At 63.7% G+C, this 18750-nt stretch carries 13 protein-coding genes; 1 reads left to right on the top strand and 12 read right to left on the bottom strand.

Going from position 1 to position 18750, the window contains the following annotated elements; genetic code table 11:
* Window positions 1–184: 184 nt before the first annotated feature.
* A complete protein-coding gene (locus LB524_RS03220; protein WP_224523631.1) occupies window positions 185–3331 on the top strand; it encodes an efflux RND transporter permease subunit in 3147 nt (1048 codons plus the stop codon).
* Between the two features lie 69 nt (window positions 3332–3400).
* Here LB524_RS03220 and LB524_RS03215 read toward each other — a convergent pair whose 3' ends face one another.
* The 12 genes from LB524_RS03215 to LB524_RS03160 form a co-directional block, all read right to left on the bottom strand.
* A complete protein-coding gene (locus LB524_RS03215; protein ID WP_015318922.1) occupies window positions 3401–5110 on the bottom strand; it encodes an APC family permease in 1710 nt (569 codons plus the stop codon).
* A gap of 253 nt (window positions 5111–5363) precedes the next feature.
* Entirely contained in the window at window positions 5364–7733 is a 2370-nt protein-coding gene (locus LB524_RS03210) for a DUF1989 domain-containing protein (RefSeq protein WP_224523629.1), read from the bottom strand.
* A gap of 105 nt (window positions 7734–7838) precedes the next feature.
* Entirely contained in the window at window positions 7839–8462 is a 624-nt protein-coding gene (locus tag LB524_RS03205) for a sarcosine oxidase subunit gamma (protein ID WP_224524014.1), read from the bottom strand.
* A complete protein-coding gene (locus LB524_RS03200; RefSeq protein WP_015318919.1) occupies window positions 8455–11433 on the bottom strand; it encodes a sarcosine oxidase subunit alpha in 2979 nt (992 codons plus the stop codon). The genes LB524_RS03205 and LB524_RS03200 overlap by 8 nt, the downstream gene beginning before the upstream one ends.
* 241 nt (window positions 11434–11674) lie before the next feature.
* Complete coding sequence (locus LB524_RS03195) at window positions 11675–11950, bottom strand: sarcosine oxidase subunit delta (protein ID WP_224523626.1); 276 nt, start codon at window positions 11948–11950, stop codon at window positions 11675–11677.
* A 15-nt stretch (window positions 11951–11965) separates the two neighbouring features.
* Window positions 11966–13219: a sarcosine oxidase subunit beta family protein gene (locus tag LB524_RS03190; RefSeq protein WP_224523624.1), complete on the bottom strand. Its 1254-nt coding sequence runs from the start codon at window positions 13217–13219 to the stop codon at window positions 11966–11968.
* Window positions 13220–13310: 91 nt separating this feature from the next.
* Window positions 13311–14618: a type III glutamate--ammonia ligase gene (gene glnT, locus LB524_RS03185; protein ID WP_015318915.1), complete on the bottom strand. Its 1308-nt coding sequence runs from the start codon at window positions 14616–14618 to the stop codon at window positions 13311–13313.
* A gap of 60 nt (window positions 14619–14678) precedes the next feature.
* Window positions 14679–16007 carry an FMN-binding glutamate synthase family protein gene (locus LB524_RS03180; RefSeq protein ID WP_015318914.1) on the bottom strand — a complete coding sequence of 443 codons (1329 nt, stop codon included), beginning with the start codon at window positions 16005–16007 and terminating at the stop codon, window positions 14679–14681.
* A gap of 6 nt (window positions 16008–16013) precedes the next feature.
* Window positions 16014–16736, bottom strand: a complete 723-nt coding sequence (locus LB524_RS03175; protein ID WP_224523623.1) for a GXGXG domain-containing protein — start codon at window positions 16734–16736, stop codon at window positions 16014–16016.
* 4 nt (window positions 16737–16740) lie between these two features.
* Window positions 16741–17637, bottom strand: coding sequence for a class II glutamine amidotransferase (locus tag LB524_RS03170; RefSeq protein WP_140617372.1), 897 nt, complete (start codon window positions 17635–17637; stop codon window positions 16741–16743).
* 83 nt (window positions 17638–17720) lie between these two features.
* Complete coding sequence (locus LB524_RS03165) at window positions 17721–18050, bottom strand: hypothetical protein (RefSeq protein WP_224523621.1); 330 nt, start codon at window positions 18048–18050, stop codon at window positions 17721–17723.
* On the bottom strand, window positions 18047–18736 hold the full coding sequence (locus LB524_RS03160) for a hypothetical protein (protein WP_224524013.1): 690 nt from the start codon (window positions 18734–18736) through the stop codon (window positions 18047–18049). The genes LB524_RS03165 and LB524_RS03160 overlap by 4 nt, the downstream gene beginning before the upstream one ends.
* Window positions 18737–18750: the final 14 nt, after the last annotated feature.

Raw genomic sequence — 18750 nt, 5'->3', positions numbered from 1 at the left:
TCAAGGCCGATGTACCCCCGCATCGACCCTCGCGTCCCACCGCGATGAGTGTCTCTCCGCTTGAAGAGCAACGCCGCCCGGAAGCCAGTATCGAACGCAGATGATTTCGTTCCGCGCGCGCTTCCTCGAAGCCCCTTTTTCGAAGCACCAAGCGCCGGCAACCAAGCAAAGTGGACCACTTCCGATGACGACCCCCACTGAAGAAAAGCGTGCCTTCAACCTGTCCCGTTGGGCCATCGGCCATCCCTCCATAGCGCGCTTCCTGTTCGGGCTGATCATCATAGCCGGCGCGCTCGGCTTGATGCGCATGGGCCAGAAGGAGGATCCCGACTTCACCTTCCGCGTCATGGTCGTGCAGGCGATCTGGCCGGGCTCCTCAATCCAGGAGATGGAGGACCAGGTCGTCAACAAGATCGAGCGCAAATTGCAGGAGACGCCGCATCTCGATTTCGTGCGTTCCTTCACCCGCGCCGGCAGCGCCATCATTACCGTCCAGATCAAGGGCGACACCAACGCCGCCGAAGTGACGGATGCTTTCTATCAGGTGCGCAAGAAAGTCGGCGATATCCAGGGCGACCTGCCGCAAGGCCTGCTCGGCCCGTATTTCAACGACGAGTTCGGCGACACGTTTATCACCCTGCATTCGATCAGCGGCGACGGCTTCTCCTTTCCCGAATTGAAGAAGTTCGCCATCCAGGCGCGCGATATGCTTTTGACGACGCCCGGCGTCGAAAAGGCCGTCATCATCGGCGACCAGCCGGAAAAGCTCTATATCGATGTCTCGTCCAAGGCGCTGGCCGAACGCGGCCTGACGCTGACCGACCTGCAGAACGCGATCAAGGGCCAGAACAACGTCGACCCCGCGGGTTCCGTCGACACCGGCGTCAATTCGGTGCGCATCTCGGTCGAAGGCGACGTCGCCAAGGCGGCCGACATCCGCGAACTGCGCCTGCGCGCCGGCGGCCAGGTTACCCGGCTGGGCGACATCGCCACCGTCACTTCGGGCCTGGAGGACCCCTTCCAGCGCAAATACCGCTTCAATGGCCACGACAGCGTGCAGCTTGGCGTGGTCATGGCCAAGGGTTTTAAAGTCACCGATGTCGGCAAGGATGTCGAGGCGACCTACAAGCGCTTCGAGGAGGCGCTGCCCTATGGCGTTTCGGTCGACCAGATTTCCGACCAGCCGGGCGTCGTCACGGATGCCGTCAGCGAATTCATGCATGCGCTTGGCGAAGCGCTGCTGATCGTGCTCGTCGTCTCGTTCCTGTCGATCGGCTGGCGCTCGGGGCTGGTCATCGCCATCGCCATACCGCTGGTGCTCGCCGCCACCTTCGCCATCATGTACGAGATCGGCATCGACCTGCAGCGCATTTCGCTGGGCGCGCTGATCATCGCGCTCGGCCTGCTTGTCGATGATGCCATGATCGTCGTCGAGATGATGGAGCGCAAGCTCGAAGAGGGGCTGGTCAAGATCGAGGCGGCGAGCTTCGCCTATTCCTCGACCGCCTTCCCGATGTTGACCGGCACACTGATCACCACCGCCGGCTTCATACCGGTCGGGTTCGCTGCTTCGACGGCTGGCGAATATGTGCGCACCTTGTTCTATGTCGTGGGCATCGCGCTGATCGTGTCGTGGTTCGTGGCGGTCTATTTCACGCCCTGGCTCGGCTATATGATCCTCAAGCAGCGCAAGCATGCCGGCAGCCATCACGACGCCTTCGACACAGGCTTCTACCGTCGGCTGCGTGCCACGGTGGGCTGGGCCGTGCGCCATCGCATCATCGTTTTGGTGATGACGCTGGCGACTTTCGGCACTAGCCTTTGGGCGTTCCAGTTCATCCCGCAGAATTTCTTCCCGCAATCGTCACGGCCCGAAATTCTTGTCGACCTCTGGCTGCCGGAAGGCACCAGCATCAAGGAGGTCGAGGCGCAGGCCAAGGCCCTGGAAGCCAAGGTGATGGACGACAAGGACAAGCGTTTCATCGCCACTTATATCGGCGAGGGCGCCCCGCGCTTCTTCCTGCCGCTCGACCAGCAACTGCGCAACCCGAACTTCGCCCAGATGCTGGTCATGGCCAATGACGAGCCGGCGCGCGAGCGGCTGATCGTCAAGCTGCGCACGGTTCTGGCTCAGGACTTCCCGTCGATCCGTGCCAAGGTCGACCGCCTGTTCCTCGGACCGCCGACCGGGTGGCCCGTGCAGATGCGCGTCATGGGTCCGGACCGCCAGGAGGTGCGCCGCATCGCCGACCAGGTGAAGGCGAAGTTCCGGCAGGATCCCCTGCTCGGCGCCGTCCATGACGACTGGCTGGAGCCCGTTCCGGCGATGAAGCTGGTTATCGATCAGGATCGTGCCCGTGCGCTCGGCGTCACCTCGCAGCGCATCCGCCAGATGCTGCAGGCGACGATGTCCGGCGCGCCGCTTGACGATTTCCGCGACGGCGAGGAGACGGTGTCGATCGTCGCCCGCGAGCCGGATGCCAGCCGTAGCCTGCTGTCGTCGGTCGACTCGGTCTATATCCCGACCGATTTCGGCGGCTTCGTGCCGCTGTCGCAGGTGGCCAAGGTGGTGCCTGTGCTGGAGCAAGGCATCGAATGGCGGCGCGACCGCCTGCCGACGATCAGCGTGCGCGCCACATTGCCAGACGGCGTGCAGTCCAACGACGTCGTCACCAAGATGTACAAGGACATGCAGGGCCTGCGTGACGGCCTGGCGCCCGGTTACAAGATCGAGATCCAGGGCGGTGCGGAGGATTCAGCCGAAAGCCAGGCTTCGATCGCCGCCAAGGCGCCGATCATGCTGGCCATCATCGTCGTGCTCCTGATGATCCAGCTGCAGAACTTCGGCAAGGCGATGCTGGTGCTGGCCACCGGCCCGCTCGGCATCATCGGCGCGGCCGCGGCTCTGCTGATCAGCGGTGCACCGTTCGGCTTCGTCGCCATCCTCGGTGTCATCGCCCTGCTCGGCATCATCATGCGCAACTCGATCATCCTGGTCGACCAGATCGACCAGGACATTGCCAAGGGCATGGACCGTTCCGAAGCGATCGTCGGCTCGGCCGTGCGCCGCTTCAGGCCGATCGTGCTGACGGCGATGACGGCGGTGCTGGCACTGATCCCGATCTCGCGCGGCGTGTTCTGGGGACCGCTCGCCTATGCCATGATGGGCGGCATTCTGGTCGCCACCGTGCTCACCATCCTGGTGCTGCCGGCGGGCTATGCGCTCTTCTTCGGCCGCGAGCCGAAGAAGGCGAAGACCGACCAGCAGGCGCCGGAGCCAGGGGAGATCGAAGGCATCGAACGGCCGCAACTGCCGTTGGCGGCGGAATAAAAAACCGGCCGGTCGATTTGCGACCGGCCGGTTTTCCTTGATGCAATGATTTAGGCCGCGGTCAGACCATCAGATGACGAACACCCAATTCGCGATGAGCATGACCGCCACGCCGGCGACCAGTGTCAGATAGGGCAGCATGCCCGCCTTCTTGACCGAAAGGTCGGCTCCCGCCATGCCGAGATCGGCCAGCATGTGGTCGGGGAATTTGCCCTTGTCCTGGATGTAGTGGCGGAAGCAGAACACCGGGATGATCAGCGCCGCCGTGATCAGTCCGGCCCACAGCGCCATCGGGTTCCACACTTTGGCGCCTGCGCCCATGAAGATCGCGTTGACGTAGGCGAAGATCGCCCCGATCCCCAAGAGCCAGCTCGGTGCTTTCCACGGCCGTGCGATATGGCCGTTGTCGATGCGGTGGATCCAGCCGGCATTGAGGTTGAGGAAATTGAAGATAATGTAGCCGCAGTTCGACACGGCGAGGATGAAGAAGAAGCTCGTCGCGTCGGCCGAGGCGATCGCCAGCACGACCAGATTGAAGCAGAGATCGGTCCACATGGCCCGCGTCGGCGCGCCGTGCTCGTTGACGTGGCTGAGATAACGGGGCAGCCAGCCGTCGACCGAGCCCTGGTAGAGCGTGCGCGACGAGCCGGCCATCGCCGTCATGATGCACAGCACCAGCGCCAGGATCATCAGCATCACCAGCAGGCTGTGGATAAGCCTGCCGCCGCCGACCATGCCGGCCAGCGCATCGGCCACGCCGGAGCCGTCGACGATCGGTGTTGCCAGCATGCCGTTCAAGCCCAGCACGCCCTGGAAGGTGAAGGGCACCAGGATGAACAAAAGCATGCAGAGCAGGCCGGAATAGAAGATGGCCTTGAACGTATCGGTACCCGGGTTCTTGAACTCCGACGTGTAGCAGACGGCGGTTTCGAACCCGTAGGTCGACCATGCGGCGATGAACATGCCGCCGAGCGCCAATGTCCAGCCGGCGATGTTCCAGGAGCCGGGCTCAGGTGCATAGGCGGCGGCGAGCGGCACCAGCGGCGAAAAGTTCGACCAGTCGATCTGGCCGGTGAAGATCGGCACCACGCCGACGATCAGCATCGGGATAATGACCAGCAGTCCGATATATTTCTGCACGCTGGCAGTGCCCAGGATGCCGCGATGCTGGATCGAGAAGATGATCAGCATCAGCACGGCGCCGATGAAGAAGGTGGCATTGAGCGTGAAGGACACCGGGCCTAGCGTGTGGCTCCACAGAGTCCAGTTGCGGATCGCCGGCGTCGCGGCGGCGGTCACCGCGGTGATGGCGTCGGCAGGTGCCGTTCCGGCGTGCGCGGCGATGTAGGCGACGACATCGGGCGAGGCCTCGGTGAACAGCGGCACCGGCGCCAGCGCATTGAGGATATAGGCGGCGGCGATCGAGCAGCCGAGCGACAGCACCGGCGACCAGGCGAACCAGTTGCACCACACCGACAACGGCGCGATGAACTTGGAGTAGCGCAGCCAGGCGGTGGCGCCGTAGATCGAGGCACCGCCGGACTTGTTCGGGAACAGGCCGGCGATCTCGGCATAGGTGAAGGATTGCAGGAAGCCCATGATCATGGACACCGTCCAGATCAGGAACGCCAGCTTTCCCGTCGTGCCGGCAATGCCGCCGATCGAGAACAGGACCAGCGCCGGAACGCCACTCGCCACCCAGAAGGCGCCGCGCCAGTCGATATGCCTGAGCAGCTTGCTTTCGGCAGGCTGGTCCAGGACCGTACTTATTGTGCTCATGTGGATGAGTTCCCCTTTTTCGATGTTCCCCGCCAGTGGTGTCTCGGCTACGCGAAACTTACTCCCCGGCAAATGATCGTTCCGGCCGCAGTGTTTCCACTCAGTCGTATTTTTTTCTTAGGAGTGAAGATTGATCCGGCGCGGCGTCACGTCAAGCGATTTGTGAAACCATGCACATCACGCTTGCGCGCGCGGACATCAAAGCGTCCGGCGGTGCGGCCGGCGGGCGCTTTGCGAGTCCCAAAAGGGCAGGTCAGGAACGTGGTTTGGTCTTTTGCGGATCGTAGTGGGCAAAGGCCACGACCCGAGCCGGCAGCCGCTTGGCGTGGCCGTCGAGCTTGCCGATCTCGACCTCCGTGCCGACAGCGGCATGAGCGACGTCGAGCCGCGCCAGCGCGATGTTCTTGCTCAGCACCGGCGAGCGCATGCCCGACGTGACGACGCCGATCTGGGCGCGCCCGACATGGACGCAGTCGCCGTGGCCGACGGCGACATTGCTGTCGATGTCGAGGCCGACCAGCTTTGTCTGCGGATGATCCTTGCGCCGGATCAGCGCCTCGCGGCCGATGAAATCGTCGGTCTTGCTCTTCAGCGGCACGGTGAAGCCGATGCCGGCCTCGAACGGATCGGTCTGGTCGGAAAATTCGTAACCGGCGAAGATCAGTCCGGCCTCGATGCGCACCATGTCGAGCGCCTGCAGGCCCATCGGCTTCAGCCCATGCGGCTGGCCGGCCTCCCAGATTGCGTCGAAGACCTTTTGCGCGTCGCGCGGATGGCACCAGATCTCGTAGCCGAGTTCGCCGGTATAGCCGGTGCGCGAGACGACGATGGGAATGCCGTTGCCGCCGCCGATCCTGGCGACGGCGAAGCGGAACCATTCGAGTTCCTCGATCGATGGCTGCAGCGGCGAGGTCCAGATCACCTCCTTCAGGATGGCGCGGCTCTTTGGCCCTTGCACGGCGATGTTGTGCATCTGGTCGGTGGACGAGCGCACCAGCACGTTGAGGCCGAGTTTTGTCGCCGTCTCGCGCAGCCATTCGCCGGACAGATCGTCGCCGCCAACCCAGCGGAAATTGTCCTTGCCGAGCCGCAGAAGCGTGCCGTCGTCGATCATGCCGCCATGCTCGTAGCATATGGCGGAGTAGACGACCTGGCCGACGCCGAGTTTCTTGACGTCACGCGTCAGCGTATATTGCAGCAGGGCTTCGGCATCCGGGCCGGTCACTTCGAACTTGCGCAGCGGCGACAGGTCCATGATCACGGCATCCTGTCGGCAGGCCCAGTATTCGGCGATGGCGCCTTCCCTGGCGAACGAATTGGCCAGCCAATAGCCCCTGTACTCGACGAAGTCGCGTGTGTGGTTGGCAAAGCTCGAATGGAAAGCTGTCTCGCGGGTCATTTTCGGTTCCGAATCGGGCGTCATGCGTCTGGCGATCGCTCGCGAGAATTTGTGCTGGCCGGAATAGGTCCGCACGTGGATGTCGGTCAGGTCCCAGCCATTGGCCGGCGTCGTGTCGTCGGGGCAGGCGGAGGAGACGCAGACGATGTCGGTCAGCGCTCTGAGCAGAACATAGTCGCCGGCCCGCGACCATGGCTCGTCCGACACCATGACGCCATGGGCGTCGATCGCCGTGTTGAAGAAGAAGTTGATCGCCATCCAGCCGGCGCGGGGATTGACGCCCTTGCCGTCCAGCGCGCGATTAAAGTTCTCCGAGCAGTTGGTGTGGCCGGGATAGCCGATGTCGTCATAATATTTCGCCGCGCAGGCGAGCGCGAAGGCATCGTGCCGGCCGCATGTGTCCTGCACCACCTCAACCAGCGGTTCCATGTCCTGGTCGTAATATTTCGAGTGCAGGCCAGGCATCGGATAGCTCGCGCCCATCAGCGTGCGCGTGGTCGTGACGTCGAGCGGATGGTCGAGCCCCTTGTCCAGCTTGCGGGCCGAGAAACACTGGAAGTCGGTGCACTGGCGCCCGTCGACATCGATGATCTGCAGATAGTCGCCCGCCTTGACGAAATACGATTCCGCCGTCGCCGAATGGACGCGCAAATCGAGCACCGGATCGGCCAATGGATCGGCAAGCCGGGATTTCGTTTTCAGGCGGATCGTGTTGCGCCGCACGACGACGCTGAGCGGCGTCGCTGTGTCGTGCCCGTCGACCAGCATCGGACCGCCGGGTGCGGCGATCAGCATCGCGCCGTCGCGCGCGACGGTGAATGCCTGCTCGGTACCGGCTGGTGTCATGCCGCCAAACACGCGCACCGCCTCGGCCTGCCCAAGCTGAACCTGGCGGCGTTCGAGGCCGCGGCGCACCGCCGAAAGACTGTCGTCGCCCTCGGTGAGCAGCGCCTTGATGCCGGCGGCATTGCTGTTGGATTTTTCACTGAGAATGCCGGGATCGCTGGCGCCTGACCTGTCCCAAGCCAGCAGCTCGCAGGCCTGGCCTCCCTCGACGTTGCGAACCGTGATCGTATCGCCGGCCTCGACCTCGATCAGCACCGCGCCATTCCCCTGTACGGTATAGCGCTCCATGCCGGCCGGCAGCGCGATCTGGCCAGGCCGCAGGATCAGGCTTGGCCTGGGCGGTCCGGCTGTCACGGTGGGGTAGGGCGACTGGCTCATCTCAGCCTTGCGGTTCGAGAAACAAGTTTGCCTGTGTGTGAAATTATTTTAGCAGCAAGAATAGCAGCGGAGCGGAGTTTGGCAAGGCGGGGAAGAAGCGCAGTGCTACGCCAAGTCCTCCGAATGCCCGATCTCGACACCATACTCGGCAGCCGAGTCCAGCATCGTGTGCCACAGGCTTTCGGCGAAGGTCGAAAACACCAGAACGGTGAAAACAGCCTGTCCGTCCGGCGCATCATTGCCACGCCACAGCGTGACGCTGGTGTGATCCATCGAGGTGGTTGCCGCGGCTCCGACCGGGAACGTCGCCGGATACAGATCGATCGACGACAGTTTGGCGAGCAGGGCGCGCGCCTTGTTGCCGGAAATGCTGATCAACACCCGCGCATGTGACTGGTCCGAGAGCGAAGCCGAGGTCGCGAAAACCGGGGCCAGCGACTCCACCGTGTGTCTGCCTTTCGACAGCACGAAGAACTGATCCGGTCCCGACCAGATGAGCGTGGCTTCGGCTGCTGCGGCCGTCTTCGGTGTTTCCGGCGCCGTCACGCCGAAATGCGCGTTCGCGGCGCTCGCCATCTCGGCCGTCTTGCCGCGCCGCGCCATCACCTGGACAAGGTCGAAATTGCGGATCTCGCTCAGGGTCACGCCGGCGTCGCCTCGCGCGCCGTGTGGACCGGCGACGAGTGCGCGGTGGAGAGGGCTGCGGGTTTCCCAGGAAAACTCAGCCACGCTGGCGCCCTCCATCCGGGTCATAGAAGACAGGGTTGCACAGTTCCAAATCGTAATCCTCGCCGCGTAGCGGATCGTGCGCATGCACGATCTCGCCGAACCGCTCGCGGCCGCGCTCGACAAGTGCAAGCCCGATCCATTGGTCTGATGTCGGCGAAAAGCAGACCGAGGTGACGTAGCCCTGGTCGTTGTCGGGCCCGGGTGTCTGCCCCTTCGGAATGATGTGCGCGCCGGAACGCAGGCGCCGGGCCTTGTCGGTCGGCTTGATGCCGACGACGACCTGCCGATCAGCTGCGATCAGCGCCTCGCGTCCGGCCATGACGCGGCCGATGAAATCCTTCTTGGTCGACATCATTTTGCCGAGGCCGAGATCGGCCGCGGTGGTCGTGCCGCTGAGTTCCGGACCCGCGACGTGACCCTTTTCGATGCGCATGACGCCGAGTGCCTCGGTGCCGTAAGGCGTCACGCCGAACGGCTTGCCCGCAATCATCAAATTGCGCGCCATCGCCTCGCCGTAGCGCGCCGGCACCGAAATCTCGAACGCCATTTCGCCCGAGAAAGAAATGCGGAACAACCGCGCCCTGACGCCGCCGCGCAACGCGACTTCGCGCGCGCCCATGAAGGGGAACCCTTCGTTGGAAAGGTCTTCCGAAGGATCGACGATCTCTTTCAACAGGTCGCGGGTTTTGGGCCCGGCAATCGAAAATTGCGCCCACTGGTCGGAGACCGAGGTTAACTGCACATCGAGTTCCGGAAACAGCACTTGCCGGCAGAATTCGAGATGCTGCATCACCAGCCCGGCCTTGGCCGTGGTGGTGGTGAGGAAATAGTGGTCCTCGGCCAGCCGCGACGTGGTGCCGTCATCATAGACGATGCCGTCCTCGCGCAGCATCAGCCCGTAGCGCGCTTTTCCCACCGCAAGAGTGGAGAAGGTGTTGATGTAGACACGGTCGAGGAAGGTGCCGGCGTCCGCGCCATGCACGTCGATCTTGCCCAGCGTCGAGACATCGCAGAAGCCGACGCCTGAGCGCACCGCCTTGACCTCGCGGGTCACCGATTCCAGCCAATCCTTCTCGCCGGCGCGCGGATACCATTGCGCGCGCTTCCACAGGCCGGTGTCGACGAAGATCGCGCCCTGTTCGGCGGCCCAGTGATGCGACGGCGTCAGCCGCGTGGCGTGAAAATTCTCGTCGCGATGATGGCCGGCGAAGGCGCCGATGGCGACCGGCACATAGGGAGGCCGGTAGATTGTCGTGCCGGTCTCGGGAATGGATTTGCCCGTGACCGCCGCCATGATGGCGAGGCCGGCGACGTTCGAGGTCTTGCCCTGGTCGGTCGCCATGCCGAGCGTGGTGTAGCGCTTCAGGTGCTCGACCGATTCGAACCCTTCGCGCTGCGCCAGCTCGATGTCCGATGCGGTGACATCATGCTGCTGGTCGACGAAAGCCTTGCCCTTGCCGGCAACGTGCCAAAGCGGCGCCAGTGAAAAGGCTTCGTCGTCGGCCACCGGCGTGGAGCCTGAGCCATTGCCGTGTCCGGCATCACGTGCCGCAGCCGCGCCCGCCGCAAATCCTTCGCGCAAGCAGGCGCCAAGCCCGAAGGCGCCGTTGGCGGCACCAGCCGCGACCATTCCCGGAGGCGCGCCGTCGGGCACGAAGGCGGCGATATCGTCGCGCCATTTCGGCCGGCCGCGATGATAGGAGGTGAGCCCGACCGCCGGGTTCCAGCCGCCGGAAACGGCAAGCCCGTCGGCTTCCACTTCGGCACGCGCGCCGCCGGTGAGTGAGACGGAAATCTTGCGCACGCCATTCTTGCCGCCATCGATGCCGCTGACGGAGCCATGCAGAACCGCAAAGCCGCCCTTGCTGGCAAGCGAGCGGTGCTCGGAAGAGATTTCGGCGCGCGCGTCGATCACGGCGGCGACCTGCAGTCCCGCCCCGAGCGCTGCCTCGACGGTGCGCCAGCCGTCCTCGTTGTTGGTGAACAGCGCGATGCGTCTGGCCGGTGCCGCGGCATAACGTGCGATATAGCTGCGCATGGCGGACGCCATCATCACGCCCGGCATGTCGTTGCCGGCAAAGACGATTGGCCGTTCGAGCGCGCCTGCCGCGACGACGCAGCGCTTGGCCACGATCCGCCATAGCCGCTGGCGCACCTGGTGCTCCGGCGGCGAGGGCAGATGGTCGCTGACACGCTCGATCGCGCCATAGGTGCCGCCATCATAGACGCCGAACAGCGTCGTGCGCGTCATGATGCGGACATCAGGCATGGCGGCAAGCTCACTGAGCGTGCGCGCGATCCATTCGTCGGCAGGCATGCCGTCGATCATGCCGCCATCGGCAAGCAGGCGCCCGCCGGGAACAAAGTCCTCTTCGCACAGGATGACGCGGGCGCCGCTGCGGCCTGCTGCGAGGGCGGCTGCGAGGCCCGTCGGGCCGGACCCGGCGATCAGCACGTCGCAATGCGCCCACGCCTTGTCGTAGTGATCCGGATCGGCAATGCCGGCTGCACGGCCGAGACCCGCGGCGCGGCGGATCGCCGGCTCATAGATCGCTTCCCAGAACTTCGCCGGCCACATGAAGGTCTTGTAGTAGAAGCCGGCGACGAAGATCGGCGCGAACAGCTGGTTGACCGACATCACGTCGAAGGCGAGCGACGGCCAGCGGTTCTGGCTGGCGGCGTCGAGCCCTTCATAGAGCTCCGCTGTCGTCGCCTTGGTGTTCGGCTCGCGCCGTGCACCGCTGCGCAGCTCCACCAGCGCGTTAGGTTCTTCCGATCCCGCGGTCAGGATGCCGCGCGGGCGATGGTACTTGAACGAGCGGCCAACCAGCTTGACGCCGTTGGCAACCAGTGCCGAGGCAAGCGTGTCGCCTTTGAAACCGGAGAAGCTCTTGCCGTCGAACCTGAAATTCAGCGGCGCCGAACGGTCGACGAGACCCCCGGATGTGAGACGATGGGGTTGAGAGGTCACGATGTCCAGCCTCTCGTCGATTCGATGTCATGGCGGAGGGCAGCACTGCCCCTCATCGCCCTGCCGGGCACTTCTCCCCGTATAGTGACGGGGAGAAGGGGGCTGGCCGCTAAGTTGGCTTCCTTCTTGCAGCGCTGGCGATAGGCGAAAGCGGGGACGGCAGCACCCCTCTCCCCGTCCCTATACGGGGAGAGGATGCCGGCAGGCAGGTGAGGGGCGGCGCCGAGTTGGCAGGAAATATTCATTTCGCAACCTGCCTCGCCCCGGCACCCGCTGCCGGTTCAACCGCCGAAATCTCGTGCGTCACCGTGTTGCGGGTGACCTTCAGCCAGGCCCGGCAGCCGCCGCCATGATACCAGTTCTCATCCATCACGCCGGCGATGTTGTCGCGCAGATAGACGTAATCGTAGACCTCATCTTCCGACGCTCCAGGTGCCGGCCGCGCCGGCTTGGCGTCGCCGAGATAGGTGAACTCGCCGAGCTCACGTTCACCACAGAAGGGACAGACAATACGCATGTTTTTCGACTGTCCTCAGTGCAGGTTCGGTTGGGCGCCCTGGCCCTTTTCGTCGATGACAGCACCAGACCGGAACCGGTCGAGCCGGAAGCGGGCGGCCTCGGCGTGCGATTCATCGCGAGCAAGCAGATGGGCGAAGACGAAGCCTGAGCCGGGTGTCGCCTTGAAGCCGCCATAGCACCAGCCGGCATTGAGGTAGAGCCCGTCGACCGGTGTCTTGTCGATGATCGGCGAGCCGTCCATCGACATATCCATGATGCCGCCCCATTGGCGCAGCAGCCGCACGCGGCCTATCATCGGCATCAGCGCCATGCCGCCTTCGCAGACATCTTCCATGACAGGCATGTTGCCGCGCTGGGCATAGGAATTGTAGCCGTCGATGTCGCCGCCGAAGACCAGCCCGCCCTTGTCGGACTGGCTGACATAGAAATGGCCGGCGCCAAACGTCATGACGCCGGGAATGAGCGGCTTGATCGCCTCCGAGACGAAGGCCTGCAGCACATGGCTTTCGATCGGCAGCCGCAGGCCAGCCATCGCCGCGACGCGCGATGAGGACCCGGCCACCGCCATGCCGACCTTGCCGGCGCCGATCCTGCCGCGCGAGGTCTCGACGCCAGTCACCTTGCCGTTGGCGTCCCTGACAAAGCCCGTGACTTCGCAATTCTGGACGATGTCGACGCCGAGTTCGCTGGCAGCGTGGGCGTAGCCCCAGGCCACCGCATCGTGCCGCGCCGTGCCGCCGCGCCGCTGCAGCAGCCCGCCCTGCACGGGAAAGCGCGCATTGTCGAAGTTCAGGAACGGGATCATCTTCTTGACCGCCGCCAGGTCGAGCAGTTCGGCATCGATGCCGTTGATGCGCATGGTGTTGCCGCGCCGTGCATAGGCGTCGCGCTGCGCATCGGAATGGTAGAGGTTGATGACGCCGCGCTGGCTGACCATCGCGTTGTAGTTGAGGTCCTGCTCCATCCGTTCCCAAAGCTTCATCGACAATTCGTAGAAGCCGGTATTGCCGGGCAGGCCGTAGTTGGAGCGGATAATGGTGGTGTTGCGGCCGGCATTGCCGGAGCCGATCCAGCCTTTTTCCAGCACCGCGACATTTTTGATGCCGAATTCGCTGGCCAGGAACCAGGCGGTGGCCAGCCCATGGCCGCCGCCGCCGATGATCACCACGTCGTAGCGATCCTTCGGCGCGGCGTCGCGCCAGGTGCGTTGCCAGTTTTTGTGGCCGGAAAGAGCGGCGCGGGCGAGCGAGAAGATCGAGTATTTCATACGTTCATTCCGAGGTCGCTCGCCCCACGCAGGAACTTTCTTGACGCATCGCCTTTGCCGAAAACCGTGTCACACTTTTCGGTCCGATGCTCTAGATGTCCAGCGTGTGGTCGCGCTCCCATTGCGTGAAATGCGAAGCATAGGAATTCCATTCCTGGTGCTTCAGCTTTAGATATGCCGACGAGAATTCCTCACCCAGCGCCGCCTTGAGCGATTTGTCCTTGTCGAACTCGCGCAACGCATCGAGCAGGTTGAGCGGCAGCTTGGGCGCGCCCTTCACCGTGTGGCCATGCTGGTACATGTCGATATCGTAGCGCTTGCCCGGATCGGCCTTCGAGCGGATGCCGTCGAGGCCGGCGGCGATGATGACCGCCTGCAGCAGATAAGGGTTGGCAGCGCCATCCGGGAGGCGCAATTCGAAGCGGCCGGGGCCGGGCACGCGCACCATGTGGGTGCGGTTGTTGCCGGTCCAGGTCACCGTGTTCGGCGCCCAGGTCGCGCCCGAAATGGTGCGCGGCGCGTTGATGCGCTTATAGGAATTGACCGTCGGGTTGGTGATCGCGGCGAGCGCCGAAGCGTGCTTCATGATGCCGCCAAGGAAGTTCTTGCCTTTGGCGGAAAGACCGAGCTCCATCGAATTGTCGGCGAAGACATTGGTCTTGCCCGATTTGTCCCAGACAGAGATGTGGGCATGGCAGCCATTGCCGGTCAGGCCCTGGAACGGTTTGGGCATGAAAGTGGCGCGCAGCCCATGCTTTTCCGCGATCGACTTGACCATGAACTTGAAGAAGGAATGCTTGTCCGCGGTCGGCAGCGCATCGTCGAACGCCCAGTTCATCTCGAATTGGCCGTTAGCGTCCTCGTGGTCGTTCTGGTAAGCGCCCCAGCCGAGCGCCAGCATGTGGTCGCAGATCTCGGCGATGACATCGTAACGGCGCATCACCGCTTGCTGGTCGTAGCAAGGCTTCGATGCCGTGTCGTATTCATCGGAGATCGTCTTGCCGTCCGGCGAGATCAGGAAGAACTCGGCCTCGACGCCGGTCTTGACGTGCATGCCGTCGGCGGCTGCCTCGGCGATCAGCCGCTTCAGTGTGTTGCGCGGCGCCTGGTCGACGTCCTTGTCGTCCATGATGCAGTTCGCGGCGACCCAGGCGACTTCCGGTTTCCATGGCAACTGAATGACCGAGTCTGGATCCGGCACCGCCAGCATGTCGGGATGCGCCGGCGTGAGGTCGAGCCAAGTGGCGAACCCGGCAAAGCCGGCACCGTCCTTCTGCATGTCGGCAATGGCTTGCGCCGGTACCAGCTTGGCACGCTGGCCACTGAACAGGTCAGTGTAGGAAATCATGAAATATTTGACGTTTTTCGCCCTTGCGAACTCTGCAAGATCAACTGTCACTGAAGTTCCCCATTTCTTATCGATTGTTGGCCCTAGAGCATATGGCCTTCGGCCCTTTGATCAGAAGCCGTTCTTCCCCGGTATCCAGTTGGTGCCGGCCAGCGGCACGCCGGCCATGGCGGCAGCCTCGATCGTCAATGCGACGAGGTCCTCGGGTTCGAGATTGTGCAGGCTGTTCTTGCCGCAGGCGCGGGCGATGGTCTGCGCCTCCAGCGTCATCACCTTCAAATAGTTCGCCAACCGGCGCCCGGCGGCCACGGGGTCGACCCGCTTCATCAGTTCGGGGTCCTGCGTGGTGATGCCGGCAGGATCCTTGCCCTCATGCCAGTCGTCATAGGCGCCCGATGTGGTGCCGAGTTCGTTGTACTCCGCCTCCCAGCGGGGATCGTTGTCACCGAGCGCCACGAGTGCCGCGGTGCCGATCGACACGGCGTCGACGCCGAGCGCCAGCGCCTTGGCCACATCGGCGCCGTTGCGGATGCCGCCTGAGACGATGAGCTGAACCTTGCGGTGCATGCCGAGATCCTGCAGCGCCTGCACCGCCGGCCTGATGCAGGCGAGCGTCGGCTGGCCGACATTCTCGATAAACACTTCCTGCGTTGCAGCCGTTCCGCCCTGCATGCCGTCGACCACGACGACATCGGCGCCGGCCTTCACCGCAAGTGCTGTATCGTAGTAGGGCCGGGCGCCGCCAACCTTGACGTAGATCGGTTTTTCCCAGTCGGTGATTTCGCGCAGTTCGAGGATCTTGATCTCGAGATCGTCCGGTCCCGTCCAGTCGGGGTGGCGCGAGGCCGAGCGCTGGTCGATGCCTTTGGGCAGCGTGCGCATCTCGGCGACACGGTCGGAAATCTTCTGGCCGAGTAGCATCCCGCCACCGCCGGGCTTGGCGCCCTGGCCGACGACCACTTCGATCGCATCGGCGCGACGCAGGTCGCGCAGGTTCATGCCATAGCGCGATGGCAGGTACTGATAGACCAGTTGCTTGGAATGGCCGCGCTCTTCCTCTGTCATGCCGCCATCGCCGGTCGTGGTCGAGGTGCCCGACAGCGTCGCGCCGCGCCCGAGCGCTTCCTTGGCGGGACCGGACAGCGAGCCGAAGCTCATGCCGGCAATGGTGATCGGGATCTTCAGTTCGATAGGCTTCTTGGCGTGGCGCGAACCGAGCACCACGGATGTGTCGCAGCGCTCGCGGTAGCCTTCCAGCGGATAGCGCGAGATCGAGGCGCCGAGGAACAGAAGGTCATCGAAATGCGGCAGCTTGCGCTTGGCGCCGGCACCTCTGATATCGTAGATGCCGGTCGCCGCGGCGCGGCGGATTTCCGAGAGCGTGTAGTCGTCGAAGGTCGCGGATTTGCGCGGCGTCGTCGGCGGGTTGCGATAGGTCATGCTGCCTCAATACGCGTCGGCGTTGTCGATATTGAAATTGTAGAGCGTGCGCGCCGAGCCGTAGCGCTTGAACTCCGACGGCTTGACGCCGGTCACGCCGGCGCGGTCGAGCAGACCCTGCAGCAGTTCCAGATGCTCGGGCCGCATCTCCTTGGCGATACAGTCCGCACCAAGACTGTCGACCTTGCCGCGCACGAAGAGCCGCGCCTCGTAGATGGAATCGCCCAGTGCATCGCCGGCATCGCCCAGAACAACGAGGTTGCCGGATTGCGCCATGAAGGCCGACATATGGCCAATATTGCCATGCACGACGATGTCGATGCCCTTCATCGAGATGCCGCAGCGCGACGAGGCATTGCCTTCGATGACCAGCAACCCGCCCTTGCCGGTGGCGCCGGCATACTGGCTGGCATCGCCCTTGATGACGATGGAACCCGACATCATGTTCTCGCCAACGCCGGGGCCGGCCGAGCCGTGCACGGTGATGGCGCTGCCGGAGTTCATGCCGCCGCAGTAATAGCCGACGCTGCCGCGCACATCGATGCTGACAGGATAATCGACACCCACGGCGACCGAATGGCTCCCTTTCGGGTTGAGCACTTCCCACGCCGTCTCGTTCGAACCCGGAGCCAGATTGTGGAGCGCTTGATTGAGTTCGCGCAGCGACAGGACGTCGAGGTCGAAGACGCGCGCATGGCTGTCGCGCGTTGCCTTGGAGGTTGCCGGCATGAACTCAATGCTCCCAGAAATAAACGGTTGCGGGCTCCGGTTCCCAGACCCTCGCATTGTCTATGCCCGGCAGCTTGGTCAGGGCGCGATATTCCGAGCCGAAGGCGACATACTGGTCGGTCTCGGCCATCACGGCGGGCTTGCAGGCGATCGGATCGCGCACCACGCCAAAACCATTCTTGGTGCCGACGACGAAGGTGAAGAAACCGTCGAGGTCGGACAGCGTGCCTTCCAGCGCCTCGCCGAGATTCTTGCCATGCGCCATTTGCGAGGAAAGGTAAGCGGCCGCCACTTCGGTATCATTCTCGGTCTCGAATTTCATGCCTTCGCGGATCAATTCGCGGCGAACATTGTTGTGGTTCGACAATGAACCATTGTGCACAAGACACTGGTCGGCACCGGTCGAGAAAGGATGCGCACCCATCGTCGTCACTGCCGATTCCGTCGCCATGCGGGTATGACCGATGCCATGCGTGCCGGTCATCTTGCGCACGTCGAAGCGATCGACGACGGCTTCGGGCAGGCCGACTTCCTTGTAGATTTCCACCGCTTCGCCGGCGCCCATGATGCGGATGTCCGGCCTGAGCGACTGGAGGGCTTCACGCGCCGCGTCGACCCTGTCCGGCGTGGTCCTGACCACCGCGTGGGTCGATTTCACCGCAATGCTCACCGGCGCTCCGACGGCCTTCGCGAGTTCGGCGTCCAGGCCGCGGAAATCGCGTTCCGGCTTCGGCGACTGGATGGTGATCTTGGCCTCGTTGCCGGATGTCGCGCCATAGATGGCGATGCCGGCACTGTCAGGCCCGCGATCGCTGAGCGATACCAGCATCTCCGACAGCATCGCGCCGAGCTTCGGCTCCAGCGCCTTGTCCTTCAGGAAAAGTCCAACGATTCCGCACATGTCAGCCTCCCGACGTTTGTGACTAAGATGATGTACCGAATGAAATCCTCTAATTCAATGGCATGAAAGAAATTTTCCTCTGGTTACGTATGCGGCTCAATGCCGCTCTGCGTATCGTTTCCTTCCGTCCGGGCATTATGAGCCCATTTGGCGGTACGGATGCGGGCGATCTTGTAGGCGTCGAGGATCGACAGCGCATAGATCAGGAAGCCGCCGGCGTGACGGCCGACGAAACTGGCGTCCGGCGGTGAAATCTTGGCGGTCACCCAGGCCAGGACGACCATGAAGAAAAGAAACTGCAGTCCGCGCACCGGGATGCCCAGAATGACATGACCGCTTGCCGGCAGCACGATTGCGGCGCCCAGGACGAGATAAGGGCTCACTGGCGCCGGCGAAGTGTCTGAAGTGCTCATGCGGCCTGCCGTTCGCTTCGGTTGATGGCGTCGCGCAGATCCGAGAGCGACACCAGCAACCGCTCGATCAGCGCAGAATCGATCCGTGTGTCACCGAACGCGGCTTGCCGGAAGACACCGTAGCGTGCCCGCTCGGCCTCGGCCAGCAGCCACACGATGCGCACTCCGTTCGGCGTGATCAGCAACTCCTTGGCGCGGCCCTTTGAAAAGGGTTCCATATGGTCGGCGATGATGCTCTGCGGGAAACGCGTGCCCCTGCGGTCTGTCCGCAGCACCGCCTCGGCCGGAAAACCGGGCGCCTTCGGCAATGTATGCTGGAGATGGTCGAAATTGGAGAACGTCGTCGGCGAGCCCGGCCGCATCATCATATCGAAAATGGCAGGTACCGAGACCTTCTCGGTGATCGAAACGCTGAGCCAGCGCGCCGGCAGTTTCCGCGTCGCCAGCGTGTCGACGATGGTGCGCACCTGCACGCGTTGGCTGTTCCATGATCCTTCCCAGGTGATGACGCCGGCGGTGCCGTCCGAGACATTGTCTGCATCCGCGACGACGGCGCGAACGCCCGCCTCATCGGCGGCCAGCGCTGCCGAGGCCCTGTCGCGGCTGCGGCGCGCCTGCCACGCAAAGTGAAGGACGAGAGCCAGGACAATTGCCCCGGCAAGCAGTGCTGATATCACGTCGGACATTTTATCGTGCAAGG

The sequence above is a fragment of the Mesorhizobium sp. ESP6-5 genome (assembly GCF_020164695.1).
Lineage (GTDB): Bacteria > Pseudomonadota > Alphaproteobacteria > Rhizobiales > Rhizobiaceae > Mesorhizobium > Mesorhizobium australicum.
The sequence above is the reverse complement of the archived record's forward strand: the minus strand, read 5'-3'. Positions and strand labels throughout refer to the sequence as shown.